Consider the following 26117-nt stretch of genomic DNA (forward strand, 5'->3'; position numbering starts at 1 on the left):
AGAAGTCGATGCGTCCGGTGCCGCGGCATGCGCGCCGACGGTCGGCGACGGTGTCGGCCGTACTGGTCGGGCTGCTGGTGCTGGTCCTGAGTGGCTGTGTGTCGATCCCGAATTCATCGAGTCCGCAGCCGATCGAGTCACTGGAACGTCACGACGTGGTGCCCTCGGCGCCCCGTCCGAGCCCGGGGATGGATCCCGAGTCGCTGGTGCGCTCATTCCTCAAGGCGACCGCCAACCCGGCCTCCGGGCATGTCGCCGCCCGCCAGTTCCTCACCTCGTCGGCGATGCGCGATTGGGACGATCGCGGCGACACGATCATCATCTCCGACATCAACGTGCTCATCGACGAGCGCAGTGACACCACGTTTTCGATACGGGTGGTGGGTGACAACGACGGGAGCCTGGGCTCCGACGGTCATCTGACCCCGGGCAGCGGCCGGGTGGAGACCCGGCTGACCCTGATCCGCGAGAACGGTCAGTGGCGTATCGACAGCCTGCCCTCGGGTGTGTTGCTCGACCGTTCGGTGTTCCAGTCGCTCTACCGTTCCCAGCAGCTGTACTTCCCCAACCACGACGGCGACACGCTGACACCTGACCCACGCTGGCTGTTCCAGCCGGGCAGTCAGCTCGCCGACCAGCTGGTGGGCTACCTCGTGCAGGGTCCCTCCGCCAGTATCGGACCGGCTGTGCAGAATCCGATCCCCGCGGGTGCGTCACTGCGCGGGTCGATCGATGTGGCGACGGGAAGCGGTGTGGAACTGGACTTCTCGGGTCTCAGTGATCTGTCGGAGAAGACGAGGGAACTGCTGGCCGCCGAGGTGATCTGGACGCTGGCCAAGGCCGACGTCGCCGGTCCCTACCGCATCGACGCCGACGGCGCTCCGTTGATGGATCGATATGCCGACGGCTGGGCGATCGGTGACGTTGGCGAATACGATCCGTCGCCGGCGCCGAGTTCGACCATCGGGCTGCACGTGATCCGCGACGGAGCATTGTTGCGTCAGGTCGACGACTCGACGCTCACCCCGGTGACGGGGACCTTGGGCAGCGCGCGAGGGCTGTTGTCGGCGGCGATCTCCTCGGACGACCAGCGCGCGGCCGGGGTGATCCACGACGACGGCGCCGGTGGCAACGGGGCCATGATCCTGGCGGTGGGCGCCTACAACTCCGACGACCGGGAGGTGGCACGGGGTGCGACCATCACCCGACCGTCCTTCGAGGGCGGCCACAACACTGTGTGGGCGGTGATCGACGGGCGGGTGACCGCGGCGGTCACCGACCCGACGACCGGCCAGACAGTGGTCAATCCGGTCGATGCCTCGAGTGTTCCGGGTGTCGCACGCGGCGCGATCACCGAGCTGCAAGTGTCGCGGGACAGTTCGCGGGCGGCGATGATCGTCGGCGGGCAGGTGGTGGTGGCCGCCATCGCGCACGGTTCCGACGGCAAGATGTCGCTGGTGCAACCGGGTCGGCTCGGGCTGAATCTGTCGGGTGAGGCGGTGTCGCTGGACTGGGTGTCTGGCGACACCCTGGTGGTCGCCCTCGACGATCAGGACAACCCGATCGTGCAGATCCCGATCAACGGCAGTCCCGCGGTGGGCCTGCTCAACACCAACCTGACCCCGCCGGTGCGGGCGGTGGTCGCCGACACCTCCACGATCTACGCCGGTGACAGCCGAGGCGTCCTACGGCTGGGAACCACCAACGGTGAGCCCGATCAGTACTGGAACGAGGTGGGTCCGACAATGGGCACCCTCGCCATTCCGGTGTTGCCCTGACTGACCCTGCCGCCTCGCGGCCCTGGTGACCCTGCCGCCTCGCGGCCCTGAGTGACCCTGCCGCTCGGCGGTTGAGTGCCGGGCCCGGCTGTGGACATCCCGGCGATTGTGGACAAGCCGGCGCGCCGGGCGCCCACCCCACCCCGCACGGGGGAGGGTGCTGCGAGGCTTGCGTTGTGGATGTGACGGCGATCGGTCGGGCGCTGGTCGACCTGGCGGTCCCCGCCGCCTGCGGCGGCTGCGGACGACCGGGTGTGGACTGGTGTGACAGTTGCGACGATCTTCTCTGCGACACACCGCTGCACGTCACTCCTCGGGTGGGACTTCCGGTCGCGGTCTGGGCGGCGGCGCACTATCGGGATCCACACCGCCGCGCGGTCATCGAGCTCAAGGAATATCGGCGGGTGGATCTGGTGCGGCCGCTGTCGCACTGTCTGGCCTCGTTGCTGATCTGGATGGGCCGCCACGGGCAGATCCCCGACCGTGACCGGCTGGTGCTCGTGCCCGCCCCCACCCGCGTGCTGGCCGCGCGCCGCCGCGGCGGTGATCCGGTGACCAGGGTCGCGCGGGCGGCTGCATCACTGCTCGGCGACCGGGTGACCGTATCGCCGATGGTGAGAACCGCTGCCACAGCGCGCGATTCGACCGGTTTGTCGGTTGACGGGCGGATCGCCAACATGGCGGATGCGATACACGTGCTCGGTCGCCGCGCACCACCGCCACCGGATGCGGCGGTGGTGCTCGTCGATGACGTGCTCACCACCGGGTCGACCTGTGCGGCCACGATCGCCGCACTCGCCGGTGCCGGCATCGGGATCGACGTGGTTGCGGTGATCGCCGCTGCCTGATCGTCGCTGTCTGATCGCGGCCGTCTGATCGCGCCCGCCTGATCACTGCTGTCTGATCACTGCCGCCTGGTCGTGCGCGGGGACCGCGCACCCCGCGTTGACAACAGGTGAATCGCGTGCCAATCGTCACCTAATTGGACATGGCCAAATGATGGCGCGGTGCGGGTCTGGGCGCTACGGTCGACTCAACGGCACAATCCCTCACCGCAGCCGGACGGAGGTGATCACTCACCACCAGGTCGCCCGTGGTGTCATCTGCGGGCCGACATCATTGGCATGACGCCAATTCATCTGTGGCACAACGTATCTGTGGCACACAGACGCCTGCGTGAATCGTTCCCCTGCGCGAAGTCATCGCTGCGATGCAGCGGCGCGGCGTGCACTGCGGAACCCGCGTCCCGAGGGCGTCGATCCGACAACATCGGAGGTAACGATGTCATCATCCCTCGCCCAGTCAACCCGCGCCCAGTCCACTCGAGATCAATCCGCTCGAGATCAGACAACCACCGACCCCGGCGATCTCGTGGATCCGTTCGAGATTCCGTCCACCTATGTGCGCGATACCGACACCGACACGTCACCCCTGGCCGAGCCCACCGCGACGATCGTGGTGAAGGGACGCAATGTCGACGTCCCCGATCACTTCCGGCGCTATGTGGCACAGAAACTCGCTCGGCTCGAGCGCTATGACTCGACCCTGTACCACTTCGACGTCGAACTCGACCACGAACGCAACCGCCGCCAGTCCAAGAGCTGTCAGCATGTGGAGATCACCGCCCGGGGTAAGGGGCCGGTGGTGCGTGCGGAGGCGTGTGCGGAGAACTTCTACGCCGCACTCGAGGCGGCGCTGGCCAAGACGCAGTCGCGCCTGCGCCGGATCAAGGACCGGCGCCGGGTGTCCTACGGCAGCCGCACCCCGATCTCGGTGGCCGAGGCGACCGCCGACGCCGACGTCGAGGTCGACCCGCTCGACGGTGCCGACCCGTACGCGGGAAAGGTCGAACACTACGAACCCGGCCACGTCGTGCGGGTCAAGGACCACCCGGCCGAGCCGATGACCGTCGACGACGCGCTCTACCAGATGGAACTCGTCGGGCACGACTTCTTCCTGTTCCACGACTCGGAGACCGACCGGCCCAGCGTCGTCTACCGGCGCCATGCCTTCGACTACGGGTTGATCCGGCTGGCCTGACGATTCGCCGGGGGAGAGGCGACGATCCGCGCGCTGGGGTCGGGCGATATGCCCGACCCCAGCGCGCGGTGGCCGTCGCGGCGACGGCCGTGTGGTGGTCGGTACGATGGTGGGCGATCTGCCGAGGGTCACACGTGTAAGTCGATCGGATCGAGGGATTTTGTCAGTTCTCACCAAGGTGCTGCGGGTCGGTGAAGGCCGCATGGTCAAACGCCTTGATGCGTTGGCCACGCATGTGGAATCGCTGTCCGACGAGTACGAGGCCCTCACCGACGACGAGCTGCGCGCCAAGACCGCCGAGTTCAAGGAGCGCAGCGCCGCGGGTGAGAGCCTCGACGAGATGCTGCCCGAGGCGTTCGCCACGGCCCGTGAGGCGGCCTGGCGGGTCCTGGGCCAGAAGCCCTTCCACGTCCAGATCATGGGTGCAGCGGCGTTGCACTTCGGCAACATCGCCGAGATGAAGACCGGTGAGGGCAAGACGCTGACCTCGGTGTTGGCCGCCTACCTCAACGCACTGTCCGGTGACGGCGTCCATGTGGTGACCACCAACGATTACCTCGCCAAACGTGACTCCGAGTGGATGGGCCGTGTGCACCGGTTCCTCGGACTCGAGGTGGGCGCGGTGCTCACCGGGATGAAGCCCGACGAGCGTCGCGTCGCCTACGGCGCCGACATCACCTACGGCACCAACAACGAGTTCGGCTTCGACTATCTGCGTGACAACATGGCGCACTCCCTCGAGGAACTCGTCCAGCGCGGGCACAACTACGCCATCGTCGACGAGGTCGACTCGATCCTCATCGACGAGGCCCGTACCCCGCTGATCATCTCCGGTCCCGCCGACTCGTCGAGTAAGTGGTACGTGGAGTTCGCGCGGATCGCTCCGCTGCTCGAGCTCGACAAGCACTACGAGGTCGACATCCGCAAGAAGACCGTCGGCGTGCACGAGGCGGGTGTGGAGTTCGTCGAGGATCAGCTCGGTATCGACAACCTCTACGAGCCGGCCAACTCGGCGCTGGTCAGCTACCTGAACAATGCGATCAAGGTCAAGGAGCTCTTCGAGCGCGACAAGGACTACATCGTGCGCGGCGGTGAGGTCATGATCGTCGACGAGTTCACCGGTCGCGTGCTCGACGGCCGCCGGTTCAACGAGGGCCTGCACCAGGCGATCGAGGCCAAGGAGGGCGTCGAGATCCAGGCCGAGAACCAGACGCTGGCCACGATCACGCTGCAGAACTACTTCCGCATGTACGACAAGCTCTCGGGTATGACCGGTACCGCCGAGACCGAGGCCGCCGAGCTCGACCAGATCTACAAGCTCGGCGTGTTGCCGATCCCCACCAACCGGCCGATGATCCGCAAGGACGAGACCGACCTCATCTACAAGACCGAAGAGGCCAAGTTCGCCGCGGTGGTCGACGACGTCACCGAACGTCATGAGAAGGGTCAGCCGGTCCTCATCGGTACCACCAGCGTGGAGCGATCGGAGTACCTGTCGCGTCAGCTCGAACGCCGCGGGATCCCGCACACGGTGCTCAACGCGAAGTTCCACGAGCAGGAAGCGCAGATCGTCGCGCAGGCCGGCCGCACGGGCGGTGTCACCGTGGCCACCAACATGGCCGGCCGCGGCACCGACGTGGTGCTCGGCGGCAACCCCGACATCATCGCCGACATGGCGCTGCGCAAGGCTGGTCTCGATCCGGTCGACACCCCAGACGAGTACGAGGCGGCGTGGGATGAGGTGTACGCCAAGGTCAAGGCCGAGGTGGCCGCCGATGCGGAGAAGGTGCGCGAGGTGGGTGGCCTGTACGTGCTCGGCACCGAGCGGCACGAGTCGCGCCGCATCGACAACCAGCTGCGTGGCCGTTCGGGTCGTCAGGGCGACCCGGGGGAGACTCGCTTCTACCTCTCGCTCGGCGACGAGTTGATGCGTCGCTTCAACGGTGCCGCGCTCGAGTCGATCATGAACCGCGTCAACTTGCCCGACGATGTGCCGATCGAGGCGAAGATGGTCTCCAAGGCCATCCGCAGCGCCCAGACGCAGGTCGAGCAGCAGAACTTCGAGATCCGCAAGAACGTGCTCAAGTACGACGAGGTGATGAACCAGCAGCGCAAGGTCGTCTACGCCGAGCGCCGCAAGATCCTCGAGGGTGCCGACAACAGCGAGACCGTCCGTCGGATGATCGGCGAGGTCATCGAGGCCTATGTGACCGGCGCGACCGCCGAGGGATATGTGGAGGACTGGGACCTCGACGAGCTGTGGACGGCGATCCGCACGCTGTACCCGATCACCCTGGACTACAAGCAGGTGGTGTCGGAGAACGAATACGGTGAGCGCGAGGAGATCACACCCGAGGACCTCACCGAGCTCATCGTGGCCGATGCGCTGTCGGTCTACGATTCGCGCGAGGAAAAGATCGACGGCATCGCCGGCGAGGGTGCGATGCGTCAGCTCGAGCGGACCGTGCTGCTCACCGTGATCGACCGCAAGTGGCGTGACCACCTCTACGAGATGGACTATCTGCGTGAGGGCATCCACCTGCGGTCGATGGCTCAGCGTGATCCGGTGGTGGAATACCAGCGCGAGGGTTTCGACATGTTCACCGGCATGCTCGACGGCATGAAGGAAGAGACCGTTCAGATGCTCTTCCACGTGGAGGTCGAGGCCGCTCCCGCCGAGGCGCCGATCGCCTCCGCGGTGGGTCCCATCGCCGATGCGCAGCTGCCGGAAGCGTTGCGCGGCAACGGCAGCGGGGACTCCGAGGATGATGCGGTGCTGTTTTCCGGCCCCTCGGAGGGAGGCGGTCTGCAGACGCACACCTTCGCCGAGGAGGAAGGCGGCGCCGAGAGTGCTGACAGCGAGGCCGATACAGCGCTCGCGTCGGCGAGCCGCCGGGAACGCCGCGCTGCCGCCCGCGCTGATGCACGGGGCAGCCGCAACAAGCCGGCCAAGTCGCGCAAGCGCCGCTGAGACCCAGAAGCGCCGCTGAGACCCAGAAGCGCCGCTAGATTCAGAGGCGCCGCCGAGCCCGCTCGCGGGCGCGTCACCGGACAACTGTCGGACGCGTAACCGACGATCTGCAACCGCAGACGCCGGTCATGCGTCTGAGGTTGCATGACCTCACATGCGCTGATCGATTCTGCTGCGCCGACCTGTCGCCCCGCAGTCGGCCTCGCTGTGCCCGCAGCCCACAACGCCGCAGCCCACAACGCCGCAGCCCACAACGCCGCAGCCCACAACGCCGCAGCCCACAACGCCGCACCCGCAGCCGGTACCGCTTCGGCCGGTTCCGATCGGCCGGCGGCGGTGTCGGCGCCCCCGGATGCTGATCTGCGGCCACTCGCGGCCACCGCGGTGCGGCGCATTCTCGAGGTGCTCGACCGGCGACGTCGCGTCGAACAGGTCGCGTCCATGTGCGCGCCGCATGTGCTCGACCAGCTCCGCGTGATCACCCGCGGCCGGGCCGGTGCCGGCAGTGCCGCGGTGGTGTCACGAGTTCACCTGCAACGCAGCGATTCCGGCGCCATCGAGGTGTTCGCCACCTATCGGCGGGGTGAGCGCACCCATGCGCTCGCCGCCCGACTCGAACACAGTGAGGTCCGTGAGCGGGTGACGCCGGGTGGTCCGCGACGCAAAGTCCGTCGATGGACCGTGGTCGCCCTCGCGGTGGGGTGACGGGCACTACCATCACCTCATGCCTATGACGGAGCTCGCGGTGACCGGATCCGCTGGCCGACGCGACGATGCGGGTGCGGACCTTCCCAGGATCACGGTGGCCGGGGGTGCCGACACCACATGGTGAATCGGCTGTCGGACGACGACGCGGCCTTCTTCGAGGCGGATCAGCGCGGATCCACCGACCACGTGGTGTTCGTGCTGGTACTCGAGCGCGGTGAACGCGGACTCGACTACCAGCGGCTGATGACCACGGTCGAGGAACGGCTCCAGTTCGCCCCGCGCTATCGGCAATGTGTGCGCACCGGTGTCGGCCTGTCGCACCCGGCGTGGGTCGACGACCACGACTTCGACATCACCTACCACGTACGGCGATCGGCGTTGCCCAGCCCCGGCGCCGACGAGCAGCTCTACGACCTGGTGGAACGACTGATCTCACGGCCGCTGGACCCCACCAGGCCGCTGTGGGAGATGAATCTCGTCGAGGGGCTCAGCGGTGGGCGGGTCGCCGTGATCACCAAGACGCACCGAGCGGTGGTGTCGGCGTCGTCGCCGGACATCTCCGAGGTGCTCCTCGACGACACGGTGACCCCTGATCACATCGCCGAGGACATCTGGCTGCCCGAGCGCGAACCCGGAGGTGTGGAACTCGCGGTCGCCGAGCTGATGCGGCTCGCGACACATCCGTGGCGCGTGGCCGAGACCGCATATCTGTTCGGGCCCTCATGGCTGGCGGGGCGGGCCATCGCGGGCGTGACTCGGCGTGCCCGCGATCTGCTCGGTGGTTCGGCGTCGGCGCCGCAGAACGCACTGAACGGTCCGGTCGGAAACCACCGGCGTTTCGCGGTGGTCTCGGTGGGTATCGACCGGATCGAGTCCATTGCCGCCGACGACGGGGTGAGCGTCGACGTGATCGTGCTCGCCGCGCTCAGCGGTGCACTGCGCCGCTGGTTGGCCTCGCGGGTTCCCGCGGTGTCGTCCTCGGAGTCGGTTCGCGTGATGTTGCCCGACGGGCCGGCGGGGACCGCTGAGCCGCACGACGTCGACATCGACCGCCGCTGGGTGGCCGACGGGCTGCGTGGCACCGTGGTCGATCTGCCGGTGGGAGAGTCCAATCCGTCGATCCGGATCGCCCACATATCCCATTCGAGTTCCAAACACCGTCAGGTTCTCGACCGGAGATTCGACGGGCGGCCGATGCCCTCGGCCGCGACCGTGCACGCGTTGGCCGCCCGCGCCGTCCATACGCTGCGCAACGGTGACTTCAATGTGCCGTTCGCGGTCGGGATCGGCTCGTCGGGTCCGCGCTATCTCGCAGGCAACCGGCTGCTCGCCGCGCTCCCGGTGCCGGTGCTCGTCAACGACCGCGTCTTGGCGATCGGGGCGACCGCCTACGACGGCGACCTCCATTTCGCCTTCACCGCCGACCGTGATGCGGTGTGGGATCTCGAGACCCTGCCCGGTTACGTCGAGGAATCGCTCGACGAACTCGACGAGAGGACACGATGAGGGTGTATCTGCCCGCCACACTGGCGATGCTGATGGCGTTGAACGAGACCGGGGAGTTCACGCCGGTCAGCGGGACGGGCTTCGCCCTCACGCCCGCGTTGCGCGAGGCCTACACCTCCGGCGACGACGACGAGTTGTCGGAGGTGGCGATGCGTGAGGCGGCGCGGGCGTCGCTGCGTCTGCTGGCCGCTGAGCAGTCCGATGCACCTGCGCACTCCGACGCTGAGCAGTCCGATGCGCCCGCGCACTCCGACACCGGGCAGTCCGACGACACCGGGCAGTCGGATGCATCCGGGAAGGCGGCGGGGGAGAGTGCACTGCCGACGCGGCGCGCGGTGGTCGCCGCCGACGTCGACGACGTGACGCTGCGGCCTGACCTCGACGCCGCGGTGGTGCGGGTGGGCGGGACGATCCCGTTGTCGTCGGTGGCCTCGGTTCACGTCGACGGCGGTGACGCCGAGGCGAGCGTGCGCGCGGCGACGGAGGTGGTCGATGCCGCCGACCTCGGCGACGAGGATGCGGAACTGGTGATCGGCGACGTCGAGGATCACGACCTCGGCTGGTATGCCACGCAGGAGCTGCCGTTCCTGCTCGAACTGCTCTGACCGGCATCACGCCGCAGCATCGCCCATGAATCGGTGGACGTCCATTCGCCCTTGCACCAGTCCGCCTCGACGGCACGCCCTTCGTGACGAAACCCCAGGCGTGTGAGCAGAGCGGCTGCGGGGGCGTTGCGGACATCGGTGATCGCGCACACGCGGTGTGCGCGTTGGGTTTCGAACAGCTCACCGACAAGTGCATCCAATGCCTCGGTGGCCAGACCGCGACCGCGCCCTGCGGGTGCGACGGTGACGCCGACCTCGTAGGTGTCGGGTTGCTCGGCGAGTGCGTGGACCGCGAGATCGCCGACCAGCGTCGGGGCGTCGCGGAGACGCACACCGATCTGCAACCACTGTCCCGATCGGCTGGCGATGGAGTCCGGTTGTCCGGCCACGAGTTCCGCCGCGTCGGTGCGGGAGTAATCGGTGGTCCACGACTGGAAGCGCGCGGTGCCGGGGTCGCGACGGTAGGCGACGAACTCGGTCAGATCGGCTGTCGTCAGCGGCGACAGCACCACACGGCGGGTCACGATGGGGAAGTCGATCACTCCCGCGACGCTAGAGCACCGCCCGCGACATCATCGGCGCGGGCGGTGCGGTGCGGGCAACCCGCATGCGGGCTGCCCGAGCTCGGACGAGCTCTCCATCAGACGAGCTCTCGATGAGACGAGCTCTCGATGAGACGAGCCCTGGCGATCAGCGGAAGTGGGCGTTGAGCCAGTTCCACGCCGGGATCGAGGTGAACAGGTCCGGCAGCACATGGTTGACCACCAGCCCGGGGAAGATCGGCGGCGTCTGGTCGTTGATCAGCGTCACGTCGGCACCCTGCGCGCGCCAGTCCTTCACCGGCTGCAGCACCTGGCCGTGCGGGACCACGTCGTCGTTGACCCCGGTGGTCACCAGGACGGGGGCGTTGGGCTTGAGTCGGCCGATGCGCTGCTCGTCGACGACCCGCTTGATCTCGGGGTTCGCGGCGATGATCGCGGCCAGCGATGTCCCGCTGCGCGTCCAGCTCTGGGTGTGCTGGAAACCGAAGGTCAGGGCCGTGTCGACGATGCACTGGGTCGACACCGTCTTCAACGCAGCACGTCCGCGCGCGTTGACCTCACGGTCGATGATCGGGGCGATCTGCGGATAGCGGGCCTCCAGCCCGTTGATCGCATATCCGATCGCCCCGGCGATGAAGGTGCCGTCGATCCCGGAGACCGTCTTGGCCAGATCGGCGGGCGGTGCGCCGGCGTAGGTGCCCTTCACGTGGAGTTCGGGTGCGTAGGTCGCGGCCATCTCGGCTGCCGACGCGGCGGCTCCACCACCCTGGGAGTAGCCCCAGAAACCCACCGGGTCAGAGGCTTTCGCTCCGGACAGGGTGATCGCCGCACGTGCGGCGTCGAGGACGGCGTGGCCCTCCTCCACCCGGTTGACGTAGGTGTGGATGCCGGGGGTGCCCAGCCCGATGTAGTCGGTCATCATCACCCGGTAGCCGCTCTGCAGCAGTGCGTAGGCGAACACCGCTTCGTAGTTCACCCCGAGCGAGGGCTTCGACAGGTCCACCGAGGCGGGGAAGGTCATCAGTTTCGACGGTGCGCACTGATCGCCCTGACCGATGGTGCCCGGCGCCAACACGATGGTGGGCCGCTCGCCGCGACCGGTCCATGCCGCGCTGGGCTCGATGAGCGTTCCGGTCACCGCGGTCGGGGCGCCGTCCTGCAGTGTCGAGGAGTACATGACGGTCTTCGCGTCGCCCGGCCACTGTCCCGTGAGTCCGGGGATCTGCAGCAGCAGAGGAGTCGACACCGACTTGAGCACCGCGCCCGGGGTTCGCGGGACGACCGCGGGCGGTGTGTAGAAGTCTCCGCCCGGGCTGCTCGAACCGAGAGCGAGTGCAGGGTGCGGGGCGATGGGCTGCGGTGGGGTCGGCAGTGGTGCCGCTGCGGCGATCCCGCCTCCGACAGATATCCCCCCGAGCGCCGTAAGCGCAGCCACAGCAGTGGCCATATGTGTCTTGAGTCTCACATCGGGGGAGTATAGCTTACTCATCGGTAAGTTCGTGGACCTTCGTCCCCGCCGGGGTTGTCGGACCACCGGGGTCGCAAGGTAACCTACGGTCCCGTAGGTAGTAGTCGGCCCGGTCGTGAGGTGTGGATATGAACTGGCTCGAGAAGCTCGAACTCCCGGCGCGCGGGGTCGCGTCGAGGAGCCGTACGAGCAACGTCGCCCGTGGCGTGATCGCCCGACTGACCACGCCGTTGCTCCCCGATGACTATCTGCAACTGCTCAACCCGCTCTGGTCGGCACGTGAGCTGCGCGGAAAGGTGGTCGAGGTCGTCAACGAGACCGAGGACTCGGCGACGATCGTCATCGAACCCGGGTGGGGTTTCACCTTCGACTATCAGCCCGGTCAGTACGTGGGGATCGGCGTACTCGTCGACGGGCGGTGGACGTGGCGCTCGTACTCGCTGACGTCGGCACCCGGTGCCGACGAGCGCACCCGGGGCAGGCAGATCTCGATCACGGTCAAGGCGATGCCCGAGGGGTTCCTCTCCGGGCATCTGGTGCGCGGCCTCACGCCGGGCACCATCGTCCGGCTCGCCGCACCGGCGGGTGAATTCGTTCTGCCCGAACCGATTCCGGCGAAGTTGTTGTTCCTGACCGCAGGCAGCGGGATCACCCCGATCATCTCGATGCTGCGCACGATCGAACACCGTGGACAGAGTGCGGACATCGTGGTGGTGCATTCGGCACCCGACGCCGCGTCGGCGCTGTTCGGCGACGAGTTGTCGGCGATGACGCAGTCGGGACTGATCGACTCCCACGTGCAGTACACGCGGGAGTCGGGTCGGCTGGATGCACGCACACTCACCGAACTGGTTCCCGACATCGCCCAGCGGCAGGTGTGGGCCTGCGGTCCCGAGTCATTCCTGTCGGTGGTCGAGAGCTACTTCGGTGAGATCGGTGCCCAGGACCGCCTGCACATCGAGCGGTTCGCGGTCGAACGCGGTGCGGTCGGCGCCGCGGGCGGGACGGTCACCTTCAAGAAGGCGCACCGCGAGGTCGAGGTCGACGGTGCCACCACGCTTCTCGAGGCCGGCGAGTCGGTGGGTGTCCAGTTGCCCTTCGGCTGCCGGATGGGCATCTGTCAGACGTGTGTGGTGACGCTGGACAAGGGGGCTGTCCGGGACCTCCGCAACGGTGACGAACACGTGGAGGGTGAGCGGATCCAGACCTGCATCAGCGTGGCCGCCGGAGACTGCACGCTCGACGTGTGAGTGATCGGTGTGCACCCGTTGCCGCACCTGAGTGCGGACAACATCGCAGATGGCAGGGGTTGAACCTCGACCTACGGTGCAGTAACCTACGAAACCGTAAGTTACGCAACCGTCGGATCCGATCATGATCCGTCAGGGAGGTCACCGTGGCAATCACCGATGTTCCCGAGTACGCACATCTGACCGAGGCCGACGTCGCCGCACTGGGCGACGAGCTCGACGCGCTGCGCCGCGAGATCGAATCGTCGCGGGGTGACCGCGACGCACGCTACGTGCGCAACACCATCCGCTTCCAGCGCGGCCTGGAACTGGCCGGCCGGGCACTCATCTACGGCTCGCGCCGACGCTCACTGTGGTGGGCTGGCGCGTCGGCCCTGGGTGTCGCCAAGATCATCGAGAACATGGAGCTCGGGCACAACGTGATGCACGGGCAGTGGGACTGGATGAACGATCCGGAGATCCACTCGAGCACGTGGGAGTGGGACAACGCCGGAACCTCCGAGTTCTGGAAGCACACCCACAATTTCGTGCACCACAAGTACACCAACGTGCTCGGGATGGACGACGACATCGGCTACGGCCTGCTCCGCGTCACCCGCGACCAGCGCTGGATGCCCTTCTACCTGGGCAACCTCGTCTACAACACGATCCTGTCGGTCGCCTTCGAATACGGCGTGGCCATCCAGCATCTGGAGCTGGGCAAGGCGGCGCAGGGACGCGTCGACAAGGAGAAGTTCCGCGCCGACCTCGATACGGCGCTGAAGAAGATGGGCACGCAGGCGCTCAAGGACTACGTGGTCCACCCGGCGGCGGTCGGCGTGGCCACCCGCTCGGTCACCGGCTGGCGCAAGGCGCTCACGGCGACGCTGATGGCCAACGTGATCCGCAACGTCTGGTCGAATGCGGTGATCTTCTGTGGGCACTTCCCCGACGGTGCGGAGAAGTTCACCAAGGAGGACATCGACACCGAGACGCAGGCGCAGTGGTATCTGCGTCAGATGCTCGGCAGCGCGAACTTCACCGCCGGTCCGGTGATGGCCTTCATGAGCGGCAACCTCTGCTACCAGATCGAGCACCACATCTATCCCGATCTCCCGTCGAATCGACTGGCCGAGATCTCGGTGCGCGTGCGCGAGCTGTGCGACAAATACGACCTGCCCTACACCACCGGGTCGCTGCCGGTGCAGTACGCGAAGTCCTGGCGGACCATCGCCAAGCTGTCATTGCCCAACAAGTATCTGCGGGCCACCGCCGACGACGCTCCCGAGACCGCCTCCGAGCGTCGGTTCAAGGCCGACGGCGAGTCGTCGCGGCTGCAGGCCGTCGTCGACCCCGCCACCGGGCGTCGGCAGGGTCTGCGCACCGCCATCGAGACACTGCGCGGTCGTCGGGGTCTGCGCGCACGTCGTCGCGCCGCGGATGCGGGGGCGCGCGAAGCGGCATGACGGGTGGCGGCCCCGATGCGCCCCGCCGGCGCGTCTGGGTCGCCTCGCTGTCGCGTCTGGGCTGGAATGCCCACGCCGGTGGGGGACCACCGTCGGTCGGTGCCCGGGTCGTCAGGGAATTCGCGCACCGCACGGGTGACGTGCAGGTGAACGAGTGACAGAATGGTCACGATGGCTATCTCCGATATCAATGCCTACGCGCACCTGACCGACGCCGACGTCGAGGCGCTGCGCGTCGAACTCGACCAGATCCGTCGCGACATCGAATCCGATCGCGGCGTCCGGGACGCAACCTATCTCCGCCGCACGATCACCGCGCAACGCGCGATGGAGGTCGTGTCGCGAATCATCTTGCTGCGCAGCGACAATCGGCTCTGTTGGATCTCTGGGACGGCGCTGCTCTCGGTGGCCAAGATGATCGAGAACATGGAGCTCGGGCACAACGTGATGCACGGGCAGTGGGATTGGATGAACGATCCCGAGGTGCACTCCACGTCGTGGGAGTGGGACATCGTGTGCCACTCGAGTCACTGGAAGCACTCCCACAACTTCATCCATCACAAGTACACCAACGTGCTCGACATGGACCACGACGTCGGTTATCGGGTGCTGCGCGTGACCCGAGACCAGCCGTGGGTCCCCAAACAGCTGTTCCAGCCGGTGATCAACATCGTGCTGGCGCTGCTGTTCGAGTGGGGTATCGGCCTGCACGACATCGAACTCAAAGAGGTCATCAAGGGCAACAAGTCCGTCGAGGAGGCCCAGCCGCAGCTGTTCGGCAAAAAGATCGTGCGGCAGGTGTTCAAGGACTACGTGTTCTTCCCGCTGCTGTCGGGACGCAATGCGCGTTCGACCCTCAAGGCCAACCTCACCGCCAACATCGTCCGCAACCTGTGGACCTATGTGGTGATCTTCTGCGGGCACTTCCCCGACGGCGCAGAGAAGTTCACGATGGCCGAGCTCGAGGACGAGACCCCCGGCCAGTGGTACCTGCGGCAGATGCTGGGCAGTGCGAACTTCGACGCAGGTCCGGTGATGGCCTTCATGAGCGGCAACCTCTGCTACCAGATCGAACACCATCTGTTCCCTGATCTGCCGAGCAACCGTTACGCCGAGATCGGCGAGCGTGTGCGTGAGCTGTGCGAGAAGTACGACCTGCCCTACACCACCGGCAGCCTCGCACATCAGTACTGGCAGACCTTCCGCACCATCAACAAGCTGTCGCTGCCCGATCGGTTCCTGACGGCCACCGCCGACGACGCTCCCGAGACCGCCTCCGAACGGCGCTTCGGCGACACCCATTCTCGCGGCCGGTCCGACGGCGTGACACGCCGCCGCGGTCTGCTCACCGCGATCCGACACAGTCGGGAGCGCCTGGCGTTGCGTCGATGACCCGGCGCGGGGGATGGAATGCGCGCCTGCGCAGGCGCTCGTCGGGACATCCGGTGATTTATCTGGTGGCCCCGAGTGGCAACCCAAACTTCGGTGACGAGCTCATCGCACGCGGATGGCTGCGATGGCTGGCGCGCGAACATCCGCAGGCCACCGTGGTTCTCGATTGTCACACCACCGGACAGGCGGCCGTGCTGCTCGCCGGTGCGCATCCGCGGCTGATCGTCACCGACACGATCTGGCGGATCAATGCCGCGACGGTCGGGCTGCCCGTCGACATCGCGGTCGAGTACTCCGCCGACGCGGTCCGCAATCCCGGGCGCGACCCGCGGCTGGTCGACGGCGTGGAGTTGCTGCGGTCGGCGTCGGTGATCCATTTTCTCGGCGGCGGCTACCTCAACGCGGTGTGGCCCCACCACACCGCGTTGCTCGCATCGGCGCTGGAGGCCGGGTCGGTGTCGGGTGGCCGGGTGGTGGCTACCGGCCAGGGGCTGATGCCGCCACCGGACGGACGGTGCGGCGAGCACTTGGCCGCACTCGGTGCTCGTTTCGACCTGTTCGATGTGCGAGACGAACCCTCGATGTCGGTGATCGGCGGCGACACCGTCGGCTTCTCGGCCGACGACGCCTGGCTCGACCTCGATCCCCGGGTCATCTACGACGCCGGTTCGCCGATCGCCGACCGTCGTTTCATGTTCTGTCTGCAGTCGGATCTGGTCGAGGACGCCGGGGGAGTCGACGGCATCGAGCGGGTGATCGTCGAACTCATCGACCGCTGGCAGATCACCGGTGACGACGCCGCATTCGTCGAGGGGATCCCGGGCAACGACCGGATCCTCTACGACCGACTGTCACCGCGACTGCCCGGTGCGGCCTTCGTGCCGTTCACCGCGCTGTGGAATCACGGCGTCCCTGCCCATCCCGACCAGGTGTGGGTCAGTTCGCGATTCCACCTGCACCTCGTCGCCGCGGCGGCGGGGGCCTCGGGCGTGGTGGTCTCCGGTCGCGCCGACTACTACCCGATCAAGCACGGCTCGCTGATGGCCGCCGGGTCGCAGTGGATCGGCATCGACGCCGTCGGGGACACACCGCCGTCGGCGGGTGGGTTCGAACCCGACGTGGTCGCGACGCTGGCCAAGACCAAGCGCGCGGTGGCCGAGAAGATCTACCACTGACCGCTGTCACCGATAGGGGTGGCGCTGGGGCGGATCGGCTCAGCAGTGCGCCGGCCGATTCACTCCTGCGGTGGATTCTGTTGTAGCCGTTCGTGTTCGGCCATCTCACGGTCGGGAGTGTCCCGCACGGGTGCGTCACGAACGGGAGTGTCACGGATCGCGGCGAGGATGTGACGCACGGCCATCGCCCGCCGATGCGGCGCGCCGGTGAGCCGGTCGAGGGCGCATTCCGGATCGGCCGGCGGGCCCAGATGGGTGCAGCCGCGTGGACAGTCCTCGATCGCCTCGTGCAGATCGTCGAAGGCGTCGATGATGTTCTCGGGGCTGATGTGGGCGAGTCCGAACGACCGGATACCCGGAGTGTCGATGACCCAGCCGCCGCCGGGCAGTGCGAGCGCCACCGACTGAGTGGAAGTGTGCCGGCCCTTGCCCACCCCGGAGACCTCGCCGGTGGCCCGATCTGCTTCGGGCACAAGGCGATTGACGAGCGTCGACTTGCCCACACCGGAGTGGCCGATCAGCGCGGTCGTCTCACCGTGCAGCATCGCCATCAATTCGCCGAGATCGTCGGTGCGCCCGGCGAGGACCACGGGCAGGTCCAGATCGGCGAACGCCTGCGCGAACGGCTGCGGGTCGGCCAGATCGGATTTGGTCAGACACAGGACCGGCCGCAGCCCGCCCACATAGGCCGCGGCCAGTGCGCGCTCGACGAAGCCCGTCCGCGGCGGCGGGTCGGCCAGAGCGGTGACGATGAGCAGCTGTCCGGCGTTGGCCACGACGATGCGCTCGTAGGGGTCGGTGTCGTCGGCGGTGCGCCGCAGCACCGTGGTGCGCTCGGCGACGCGGACGATGCGGGCCAGGGTGTCGGGGCGCCCGGACAGATCGCCCACCACCGAGACGTTGTCTCCCACCACGATCGGCGTGCGTCCGAGTTCGCGGGCGCGCATGCACACCACGCGCCGGTCCGGGTCGCCGTCGATCACACAACCCCACCGGCCACGGTCCACCGACACCACCATCGCACTCGCGGCGTCGGCGTGTGTGGGGCGGATCTTGGTGCGCGGACGACTTCCCTTGCCCGGACGGATCCGGACATCACTCTCGTCGAGATCCCTGCGATTCAGTGTGACTCCACCGTCGCGCTCAGCATCTCGTCCCACATGCCGGGGAAGTCGGGCAGTGTCTTCGACGTGGTCGCGATGTCATGCACCTGCACGCCGGGGACCACGAGACCGATGAGCGCACCCGCGGTGGCCATCCGGTGGTCGGCGTAGGAGTGCCACTGTCCGCCGTGCAGCGGCGCACCGGTGATCCGCAGTCCGTCGTCGATCTCCTCGCACACCCCGCCGAGTCCGGTGATCTCGGTGGTCAGCGCGGCCAATCGGTCGGTCTCGTGACCGCGTAGATGTGCGATGCCGGTGAGTACGGACTGTCCCTCGGCGAGCGCGCACAGCGCCGCGATGGTGGGGGTCAGTTCGCCCACGTCGTGGAGGTCGCGGGTCAGTGCCGACAGCCGGTGCGGGCCGGTGACACTCAGATTCCCGTCGGAATAGTCGATGCGACAACCCATGTCGGCGAGAATGTCGGTGATCTCGGCTCCGGGCTGGGTGGTGTGTTGCGGCCAGCGGGCCACCGTGACCCGTCCGCCGGTGGCAGCGGCCGCGGCCAGGAATGCCGCCGCATTGGACAGGTCGGGTTCGATCTGGCGGTCGACGGCGTGGATGGTGGCGGGGGCGACCGTCCACACGTCGGGGGTGTCGGTGTCGACCGCCACGCCCGCCTCGCGCAGCATCGAGACGGTCATGTCGATATGCGGCATCGAGGGCACTCGGGCGCCGCGATGGCGCACCCGCACACCGTCGCGGTATCGCGCGGCCGACAGCAGCAGACCCGAGACGAACTGTGAGGATCCCGAGGCGTCGATCGTCACCGTGCCGCCCGGCACCTCGCCGTGTGCTCGCACCGTGAACGGCAGGCGATCCCCGTCGATCACCACGCCGAGGTCGCGCAGCGCGTCGAGGATCGTCGACAGTGGTCGGTTGCGGGCCTGCTCGTCGCCGTCGAAGATGACCGTGCCCTGGGCGAGTGCGGCCGCCGGTGGCAGAAAGCGCATGACGGTGCCGGCCAGGCCGCAGTCGATACTCGCGGCGTGCATCGGCGCCGGCGTGATGGTGACGCGGGTGGGGTCGTGCGGATCGGGGTCGACGCCGATTCCCAGTGCGGACAGACCCGCGAGCATCAGGTCGGTGTCGCGGCTGCGCAGGGTGCCGGTGAGAGTCGAGGGGGAGTCGGCGAGTGCGGCGAGGATCAGCGCACGGTTGGTGATCGACTTGGAGCCGGGAAGTTCCAGCGTTGCCGACACCGGCCCGGCTGCCACAGGTGCGCTCCACCAACTCATGTGTTCAGTCTCTCACGACGCGCACGGCGCCCTCGGGACACATCGGCGCCCACGGGACAGATCGGCGCCCACGGGACAGATCGAGGTGGCACATCGTGGCGGGCGCCCGCGGCCGATCGATCGGTCCGGGCACCCAGCGATCACGGTCACTAGGATCGGTGACCATGGCCGGTGAGGTATCCGGGCGTGAGTTCACCGTTGGGCAACTCGCGGCGCGAAGCGGTGTCGCGGTATCGGCGTTGCACTTCTACGAACGTCAGGGGCTCATCAGTTCCCGGCGTACCAGCGGGAACCAGCGTCGCTACACACGTGACACGTTGCGTCGCGTCGCGTTCATCCGTATCTCCCAGCGGGTCGGGATCCCGCTGGCGATGATCAAGAACGCGCTGGACGAACTGCCGGCCGAACGCACCCCGACGCGTGCGGACTGGGCGCGGCTGTCGGCGTCATGGGAAGCCGAGCTCACCGCACGCATCGACGACATGATGCTGCTCAGAGATCGGCTCACCGACTGCATCGGGTGCGGATGCCTCTCGCTGGCGACCTGCGCTCTGGCCAACCCCGACGACGCACTCGGTGAGCCGGGTAGAGCCGGTCCCCAGCGCGTCTTCGGTCCCTAGATCTGGTCGCTCCCCGGTTCTCGCCGATGCCGCTTGCGGTGCCGGTGTCCGGTTCGTGCGCGATTCGACCCGATTGCCGGTGCATACACGCGCTGCAGCGCCGCGGAGCGCCACACGATGTCGGCGCCGCGTGACAGCATGGGGTCATGTGCGGACGCTATGCGGTCACCACCGACCCGGCCGGACTCGCCGCCGAGCTCGACGCGAACAACCTTCACGCGATCAACGAGGTCGCGCCGCCGGGTGATGGTGTCGCCGCCGACCGGCCGGGGGTGAGCTATCCCGGGGTGAGCTACAACGTGGCGCCCACCGAGACGGTCATGACGCTGGTCGAACGCCACGATCGTGAGCATCCCGATCTCGATCCCACACTGCGCATCCGGGCGATGAGGTGGGGGTTGATCCCGCCCTGGACGAAGGGCAGCATCGCCGACGGTCCGGGCAAGGGGCCGCTACTGTTCAACGCCCGAGCCGAGACGGCGGCCACCAAGAGCGCCTTTCGCGCGGCGGTGGCACGCAAGAGATGTCTGGTCCCGATGGACGGCTGGTACGAATGGATGCCGGGTGCGGCGGTGGCCGGAGCCAAGCCCGCGAAGATCCCGTTCTACATGTCGCCGTCGGACGGCACGCGGTTGTTCATGGCCGGACTCTGGTCGGTGTGGCGGCCGAGTGATCTGCCGCCACAGGCGCCGCCGGTGATGAGCATGACCATCCTCACCACCGAGGCGGTGGGCGACCTGCGCGAGGTCCACGACCGGATGCCGCTGATCATGCCCTACGACAACTGGTCGGCGTGGCTGGATCCCGATCACCCGGCACCGGCGACACTCCTGGCGCCTGTCTCGCGGGAGGTCGCCGCGGCGATCTCGATCCGCGAGGTGTCGCCACTGGTCAACCGGGTGTCCAACAACGGACCGGAGCTGCTCGCGCCGGTCACCGACTCGGCCCGCGGCCAGCGGCCGGAACAGGAGACATTGCTATGAGCATCGCCACCGTCCTCTTCGACGTCGACGGCACCCTCATCGACACGGTGTACGCGCATGTGGATGCTTGGGACAGAGCCTTTCACTCGCGCGACATCTCCATCCCGGAATGGGAGATCCACCGCCAGATCGGCAAGGACGGATCACTTCTCGTCCGCGATCTGCTGACCCGTCACGACATCGAGGTCGACGACGAACTGATCGCGGTGCTCTCGACGGTGCATGCCACCGCATTCGCCACGACCACCGATCGCATGTCGGTGCTGCCGGGTGCGCGCGACCTGGTGCAGGCATGTTCGGATCGCGGCGCCACAGTGGTGCTCGCGTCGTCGTCGCCGGCCGATGAACTCGATGCCGCGCGTGCGGCACTCGACATCGACGCATGGATCGATGCAGTGACCACCAGCGCCGACGTCGAGACCGCCAAACCCGACACCGGCATCGTGAAGGTCGCGCTCGATCGGGTGGGGGCCGACGCATCGACCGCGCTGATGTTCGGCGACGCCGTGTGGGATTCGATCGCGGCCACCGCAGCCGGTGTGCGGTCGATCGGTCTGCTCTCCGGCGGCATCTCCCGGGACGAGTTGCTCAGCGCCGGAGCCAGGATGGTCTTCACCGACCCCGCCGACGTCGTCGACTCCCTCGACGATCTGTGGGAGTCGCTCTGACCCTTCCCGGCCGGGTCGGCATGTCAGGCGTTCCGTTCACGCTCGAATGTCGGCGACAGTCGCGTCGGTCAGCCGCACGAGTTCGGCCGGGTCGACCTGGATCTCCAGTCCGCGACGCCCACCGCTGAACAGCACGCTCGGCCACCCGGTCGCCGACTCGTCGACCACGGTGGGCAGCGGGTTCTTCTGACCCAGCGGCGAGACGCCGCCGAGGACGTATCCGGTGCTGCGGGTGACCTTCTTGGTGTCGGCCATCGCCGCCTTGCTCCGGCCCAGTGCCTTGGCGACCTTCTTCAGTGACAGCTGTGAGGACACCGGGAGCACCGCGACGGCCAGCGCACCGTCGGCCTCCACCACGAGTGTCTTGAGGATCTGGTCGGGATCGACTCCCAGTGCGCCGCACATCGCGTCCACGGCCTCGTCGCCGAAGGAGGTGGTCCGCGGGTCGTGGTCGTATCGGTGCACCTCATGGGGGATCTTCGCCGATTCCAGTGCTGCGATCGCCGCGGTAGCTGACATGCGCAGATGGTAGCGGTGGGTCCGATCACGCTGCACGAATCGACGGGGTAACGGAACAATCGGACGACGTGGGCTGTTGCAATCTCCAGATCTGCCCGCATATTCGGGCGTAGTCCAGCGACGCCGGTGGGCATCGACGAGATGTGCCATCGGCCGACGAGGGAGGATTCTGGTGCCACTGTTGTGCCCGGAACGGGCGCCACGTTCTGTGATCGCCGACACGCCGGTGACCGGCGGTGTTGCCGTCACCCACCCGACGATCGTCGGCGGTGTACTGCCCAGAGGGCAGGTATCGGTAGGCTCGAGAGACGATTTCTCGACGCCTCGCGCGTCAGGCGCACCGACCGAAGGGATAGCTGTGAGCGAACCCCAGGCACAGTCCTCGCAGGACGATCCCGTCGACGTGATCGGTGAGACCGCTCATGTCGAGGACTCGATCCCCCAGGACGAGGAGACCGCTGATCAGCAGATGCGTCGCTTCGAACGCGACGCGCTGCCGCTGCTCGACCAGATGTACGGCGCTGCCCTGCGGATGACCCGCAACCCGGCCGACGCCGAAGACCTGGTCCAGGAAACCTACGTCAAGGCCTTCTCAGCGTTCGGGTCCTTCAAGAAGGGCACCAACCTCAAGGCGTGGCTGTATCGCATCCTGACCAACACCTACATCAACGGTTACCGCAAGCGACAGCGACAGCCTGCGCAGTATCCGACCGACGAGATCACCGACTGGCAGCTGGCCGCCACCGCCGAGCATTCCTCCACCGGCCTGCGCTCTGCTGAGATCGAGGCGCTCGAGTCGTTGCCCGACGACGACATCAAGGCCGCGCTGCAGGCGCTGCCCGAGGATTTCAGGATGGCGGTGTACTACGCCGACGTCGAAGGTCTGCCGTACAAGGAGATTGCGGAGATCATGGACACACCGATAGGGACTGTGATGTCGCGACTGCACCGTGGCCGCAAGCAGCTGCGTGAGTTGCTCGCCGACGTGGCTCGGGAGCGAGGCTTCAATCGCACGCCGGCTGCCGGCGCTTCCAAGGAGGTGACCCGGTGACCACCCACGACGAGAAGGCCCGCGGCGACGTACCGCCGCACGACCCCACCTTCGACCTGGAGAACCTGGACTGCTCGGCGGTGCTCGCCGACGTCTGGCTTCTGCTGGACAACGAATGCGATCAGGACGTGCGGGCACGTCTGACCGCACATCTGCAGACCTGCCAGCAGTGTTTCGAGCACTACGGGATCGAGAAGCAGCTCAAGGCGCTGATCAACCGCAAGTGCGGTGGCGACCAGGCGCCGGCGGGTCTGCGTGAACGGCTCACCGTGCAGATCCGGCAGTCGGTGACGATCACCGAGACACAGATCGACGGACCCGACCGCACCTGACACGCCGGGGGCGTACGGCCCCCCCGATACAGACGATGAGAGCGACCCCGCGGGGTCGCTCTCATCGTCTGTGCACCGCGATCTGCGGTGATGCGCTCATCAAGAATTCGGACGCCGACCGTGGTTGGCTGCGTTCTTCTTGCGTGCGCGCTTCTTACGTCCGCGCTTTCCCATGACGTTCTCCTTCCGTACCGACCCTCCATTGTTCCATGTCCGATGCCGACAGCAGAAATCGGGCGTCGGGCCCGTGATCTGCCGGACTCGTCGCCGCTCGGTCTCCTCGCCGTGCTCGCCACCGTGACCGCACGCGTGCGATAGGTTTATGGGTCTAGGCAGCGCGCGGGCATCGGCTTGCACACGGCGCGCGGCCGACCGCCGCTCCGGAGACCGGTGTGGTGTGGGGTCTGCAGGGAGGAGCCGGAGATGGCTGAGGACGTGGTTGCCGAGATCGTCGCGAGTGTTCTCGATGTGGTCGCCGAGCCGGGTCAGCGGCTCGAGACCACTGACACGGTCGTCATGCTCGAGTCGATGAAGATGGAGATCCCGGTGCATCCCGAGGAACCCGGGGTGGTCAAGGAGATCAAGGTCAAGGTCGGCGATGTGATCCAGGCCGGCGACGTCATCGCCGTGATGGAATAGCCCACCGGCCCCTCGCCCATGTCGACACTGTCGGATCTGCTCGCCGAACACACCGATGTCTCAGGTCGGGTGGCCGCGCACCTGCAGCAGGTGGTCGCCGAGTGGCAGCTGCTCGCGGACCTCTCGTTCGCCGATTTCCACATGTACGTGCGCGCCGACGACGGCAGCATCATCTGTGTCGCACAGTGCCGGCCCAACACCGCACCCACCGTTCACCCGCGCGACGAGGTGGGTTCGGTTGTTCTCGATGCCGAGAATCCCCAAGTGGCCCAGGCTTTTTCGGGTGGACGCATACTGCGCGAAGAGGATCCCACCTGGATCGGGCAGACGGCGCTGCGGCGGGAGGCGGTGCCGGTCCGTTTCGATGGTGCGGTGGTCGCGGTGCTCGTGCGCTCGATCAACCTGTCACATCTGCGTATGCCCTCACCGTTGGAACTGTCGTATCAGGACTGTGCCAACGATCTGTGCCAGATGGTCTCCGAGGGCACCTTCCCGCAGGACGAGGGCAACCCGCGCGGCTTGTCGACACCGCGGGCCGGTGACGGTTTCATCCGCGTCGACGCCCAGTGTCGCGTGGTCTACGCCAGCCCGAACGCGCAGTCGGCCTATCACCGGATGGGCTGGCAGCGTGACCTGGCCGGTCAGGATCTCGCCGAGGTCACCGCGTCGCTGCTGACCGATCGGTTCGAATCCGACGATGCGCGCCGCGTGATCACCGCCGCCGTGGGCGGCAAGGCCGGGATGCGTATGGAGGCCGACGCCCGCCGCGCGAGCGTGCTGATCCGGGCTCTGCCGTTGGTCCCGCGGGGACAGGTCGTCGGTGCCGCGGTGCTCGTACGCGACGTGACCGAGGTCAAACGCCGCGACCGTGCGCTGATCTCCAAGGACGCCACCATCCGGGAGATCCACCACCGCGTGAAGAACAACCTGCAGTCGGTCTCGGCGCTGCTGCGTCTGCAGGCGCGTCGGACCTCCAACGCGGAGGCGCGAACCGCACTCGACGAGGCCGTGCGACGGGTCGCCTCGATCGCACTGGTGCACGAGATGCTCTCGGGGAGTGTGGACGAGGAAGTCGATCTCGACGAGGTCATCGATCGGCTGCTCCCCATCATGACTGATGTCGCGCCGGGGGCGGGCAGACCGGTGGTGCGCCGGGAGGGAACGCTCGGCGTGTTCGCCTCCGAGATGGCGATGCCGATCGTGATGGTGTTGACCGAGTTGATCCAGAACGCCGTGGAGCACGGTTATCGGCCGGGGGAGACCGGTGAGGTGGTGATCGCCGGTCAGCGCAGCACACGCAAACTGTCGGTGGTGGTGCGCGACGACGGCGCGGGCCTCCCGGAGGGTTTCGACCCGCACTCCTCGGACCGGCTCGGTCTGCAGATCGTGCACACGCTCGCCGAGATCGAACTCGGCGGCACGCTGGAGATCCGCAACCGCGAGTCGGCGGAGACCGCCGCCTCCGGCGCCGAGGCCTTGCTCACCGTGCCGCTGCGCTGAGCCGGCCGGCAGGGCCGGCAGGGCGAGCCGGGCAGGGGAGATCGGGGACTTTGGACCCTGGACATGACTCGGCCCGACGATCAGGCTGAGATCGTCGGGCCGAGTGCTCGTCTGTGGGACCGCCGGGAATCGGTTGGGCTGCGGGCTGGTAATCGATCCGGCGCGGTCGCGCTGTAGGTCAGACGGTGGTGAGTTAGACGGTGCTGCGGGTGCGGGTGCGGTTGTTGCGACGCTTGAGTGCGCGACGCTCGTCCTCGCTCATGCCGCCCCAGACGCCCGCATCCTGACCGGACTCGAGTGCCCACGAGAGGCATTCGGCGGTGACGGGGCATCGTGCGCAGACGAGCTTCGCGTCCGCGACCTGGGCGATGGCCGGACCGCTGGTGCCGACCGGAAAGAAGAGTTCAGGGTCCTCGTCGCGACACACGGCCTTGTGGCGCCAATCCATCTTTCTTGCTCCTTCAGGTGCTTCGTCGCACCACATCGACGGGATGCGCGAGTGAGCCGCATCCCGTGTAACGGTTTGT

25 protein-coding genes are annotated in these 26117 nt (G+C 67.4%); 18 read left to right on the forward strand and 7 right to left on the reverse strand.

All coding sequences use genetic code 11. The features are described from left to right. Window positions 1-8: 8 nt before the first annotated feature. The 7 genes from lpqB to IEW22_RS11535 all read left to right on the forward strand — a co-directional run bounded on the left by lpqB (window position 9) and on the right by IEW22_RS11535 (window position 9608). Window positions 9-1778: an MtrAB system accessory lipoprotein LpqB gene (lpqB, locus tag IEW22_RS11505; RefSeq protein WP_229742505.1), complete on the forward strand. Its 1770-nt coding sequence runs from the start codon at window positions 9-11 to the stop codon at window positions 1776-1778. 182 nt (window positions 1779-1960) lie between these two features. Beyond that, entirely contained in the window at window positions 1961-2626 is a 666-nt protein-coding gene (locus IEW22_RS11510; protein WP_229742507.1) for a ComF family protein, read from the forward strand. 433 nt (window positions 2627-3059) lie between these two features. Further along, window positions 3060-3818, forward strand: a complete 759-nt coding sequence (hpf, locus tag IEW22_RS11515; RefSeq protein WP_188586750.1) for a ribosome hibernation-promoting factor, HPF/YfiA family — start codon at window positions 3060-3062, stop codon at window positions 3816-3818. A gap of 160 nt (window positions 3819-3978) precedes the next feature. Further along, window positions 3979-6789 (forward strand): preprotein translocase subunit SecA, encoded by a 2811-nt coding sequence (gene secA / locus IEW22_RS11520; protein ID WP_268235481.1) that lies wholly within the window; start codon window positions 3979-3981, stop codon window positions 6787-6789. 144 nt (window positions 6790-6933) lie between these two features. Beyond that, window positions 6934-7494 (forward strand): Rv3235 family protein, encoded by a 561-nt coding sequence (locus IEW22_RS11525; protein ID WP_188586752.1) that lies wholly within the window; start codon window positions 6934-6936, stop codon window positions 7492-7494. 120 nt (window positions 7495-7614) lie between these two features. Then, on the forward strand, window positions 7615-9003 hold the full coding sequence (locus tag IEW22_RS11530; RefSeq protein WP_188586753.1) for a wax ester/triacylglycerol synthase domain-containing protein: 1389 nt from the start codon (window positions 7615-7617) through the stop codon (window positions 9001-9003). Then, window positions 9000-9608, forward strand: coding sequence for a DUF6912 family protein (locus IEW22_RS11535; RefSeq protein ID WP_188586754.1), 609 nt, complete (start codon window positions 9000-9002; stop codon window positions 9606-9608). Before IEW22_RS11530 ends, IEW22_RS11535 begins: the two co-directional genes overlap by 4 nt. Here the strand turns inward: IEW22_RS11535 and IEW22_RS11540 are convergent. Further along, window positions 9551-10150, reverse strand: coding sequence for a GNAT family N-acetyltransferase (locus IEW22_RS11540; protein WP_188586755.1), 600 nt, complete (start codon window positions 10148-10150; stop codon window positions 9551-9553). The two genes, IEW22_RS11535 and IEW22_RS11540, sit on opposite strands and share 58 nt — an antisense overlap. A gap of 148 nt (window positions 10151-10298) precedes the next feature. Then, window positions 10299-11597: a lipase family protein gene (locus IEW22_RS11545; protein ID WP_188586791.1), complete on the reverse strand. Its 1299-nt coding sequence runs from the start codon at window positions 11595-11597 to the stop codon at window positions 10299-10301. A gap of 149 nt (window positions 11598-11746) precedes the next feature. Here IEW22_RS11545 and IEW22_RS11550 point away from each other — a divergent pair, with 149 nt between their 5' ends. From IEW22_RS11550 to IEW22_RS11565, 4 genes are all read left to right on the forward strand, one after another. Beyond that, entirely contained in the window at window positions 11747-12868 is a 1122-nt protein-coding gene (locus IEW22_RS11550; RefSeq protein WP_188586756.1) for a ferredoxin reductase, read from the forward strand. 146 nt (window positions 12869-13014) lie between these two features. Then, a complete protein-coding gene (locus IEW22_RS11555; RefSeq protein ID WP_188586757.1) occupies window positions 13015-14313 on the forward strand; it encodes a fatty acid desaturase family protein in 1299 nt (432 codons plus the stop codon). 171 nt (window positions 14314-14484) lie between these two features. Beyond that, window positions 14485-15705: a fatty acid desaturase family protein gene (locus IEW22_RS11560; RefSeq protein WP_188586758.1), complete on the forward strand. Its 1221-nt coding sequence runs from the start codon at window positions 14485-14487 to the stop codon at window positions 15703-15705. Next, window positions 15702-16880 (forward strand): polysaccharide pyruvyl transferase family protein, encoded by a 1179-nt coding sequence (locus IEW22_RS11565; protein ID WP_188586759.1) that lies wholly within the window; start codon window positions 15702-15704, stop codon window positions 16878-16880. Before IEW22_RS11560 ends, IEW22_RS11565 begins: the two co-directional genes overlap by 4 nt. Window positions 16881-16939: 59 nt before the next feature. Here the strand turns inward: IEW22_RS11565 and rsgA are convergent, their stop codons facing one another. Then, a complete protein-coding gene (gene rsgA, locus IEW22_RS11570) occupies window positions 16940-18040 on the reverse strand; it encodes a ribosome small subunit-dependent GTPase A (RefSeq protein ID WP_229742511.1) in 1101 nt (366 codons plus the stop codon). Then, a complete protein-coding gene (gene aroA / locus IEW22_RS11575) occupies window positions 18001-19278 on the reverse strand; it encodes a 3-phosphoshikimate 1-carboxyvinyltransferase (protein ID WP_188586760.1) in 1278 nt (425 codons plus the stop codon). The genes rsgA and aroA overlap by 40 nt, the downstream gene beginning before the upstream one ends. 164 nt (window positions 19279-19442) lie before the next feature. On the opposite strand from aroA, the gene soxR reads away from it, so the two are divergent. The 3 genes from soxR to IEW22_RS11590 all read left to right on the forward strand — a co-directional run bounded on the left by soxR (window position 19443) and on the right by IEW22_RS11590 (window position 21549). Then, window positions 19443-19898 carry a redox-sensitive transcriptional activator SoxR gene (gene soxR, locus IEW22_RS11580; RefSeq protein WP_188586761.1) on the forward strand — a complete coding sequence of 152 codons (456 nt, stop codon included), beginning with the start codon at window positions 19443-19445 and terminating at the stop codon, window positions 19896-19898. Window positions 19899-20044: 146 nt separating this feature from the next. Next, a complete protein-coding gene (locus IEW22_RS11585) occupies window positions 20045-20881 on the forward strand; it encodes an SOS response-associated peptidase (protein WP_188586762.1) in 837 nt (278 codons plus the stop codon). After that, complete coding sequence (locus tag IEW22_RS11590) at window positions 20878-21549, forward strand: HAD family hydrolase (RefSeq protein WP_188586763.1); 672 nt, start codon at window positions 20878-20880, stop codon at window positions 21547-21549. Before IEW22_RS11585 ends, IEW22_RS11590 begins: the two co-directional genes overlap by 4 nt. 36 nt (window positions 21550-21585) lie before the next feature. On the opposite strand, the gene ybaK is transcribed toward IEW22_RS11590, so the two are convergent. Further along, window positions 21586-22068, reverse strand: a complete 483-nt coding sequence (gene ybaK, locus IEW22_RS11595; RefSeq protein ID WP_188586764.1) for a Cys-tRNA(Pro) deacylase — start codon at window positions 22066-22068, stop codon at window positions 21586-21588. 172 nt (window positions 22069-22240) lie between these two features. On the opposite strand from ybaK, the gene IEW22_RS11600 reads away from it, so the two are divergent. Then, entirely contained in the window at window positions 22241-23119 is an 879-nt protein-coding gene (locus IEW22_RS11600) for a sigma-70 family RNA polymerase sigma factor (protein WP_373284174.1), read from the forward strand. Window positions 23120-23175: 56 nt separating this feature from the next. Then, window positions 23176-23451, forward strand: coding sequence for a mycothiol system anti-sigma-R factor (gene rsrA, locus IEW22_RS11605; RefSeq protein ID WP_229742520.1), 276 nt, complete (start codon window positions 23176-23178; stop codon window positions 23449-23451). 99 nt (window positions 23452-23550) lie between these two features. Here the strand turns inward: rsrA and IEW22_RS20560 are convergent, their stop codons facing one another. Next, on the reverse strand, window positions 23551-23625 hold the full coding sequence (locus tag IEW22_RS20560; protein WP_373279550.1) for a 50S ribosomal protein bL37: 75 nt from the start codon (window positions 23623-23625) through the stop codon (window positions 23551-23553). A gap of 249 nt (window positions 23626-23874) precedes the next feature. On the opposite strand from IEW22_RS20560, the gene IEW22_RS11610 reads away from it, so the two are divergent. Both IEW22_RS11610 and IEW22_RS11615 read left to right on the forward strand, forming a co-directional pair. Continuing rightward, the gene (locus IEW22_RS11610; protein WP_188586766.1) at window positions 23875-24090 is read left to right on the forward strand and encodes a biotin/lipoyl-binding carrier protein; all 216 of its coding nucleotides are present in this window, start codon (window positions 23875-23877) and stop codon (window positions 24088-24090) included. 18 nt (window positions 24091-24108) lie between these two features. Beyond that, window positions 24109-25590 carry a sensor histidine kinase gene (locus IEW22_RS11615; RefSeq protein ID WP_188586767.1) on the forward strand — a complete coding sequence of 494 codons (1482 nt, stop codon included), beginning with the start codon at window positions 24109-24111 and terminating at the stop codon, window positions 25588-25590. Between the two features lie 193 nt (window positions 25591-25783). Here the strand turns inward: IEW22_RS11615 and IEW22_RS11620 are convergent, their stop codons facing one another. Continuing rightward, window positions 25784-26038, reverse strand: a complete 255-nt coding sequence (locus tag IEW22_RS11620) for a WhiB family transcriptional regulator (protein WP_188586768.1) — start codon at window positions 26036-26038, stop codon at window positions 25784-25786. Between the last annotated feature and the right edge of the window lie 79 nt (window positions 26039-26117).

The sequence above is a fragment of the Gordonia jinhuaensis genome (assembly GCF_014639795.1).
In the GTDB taxonomy this organism is placed as follows: domain Bacteria; phylum Actinomycetota; class Actinomycetes; order Mycobacteriales; family Mycobacteriaceae; genus Gordonia_B; species Gordonia_B jinhuaensis.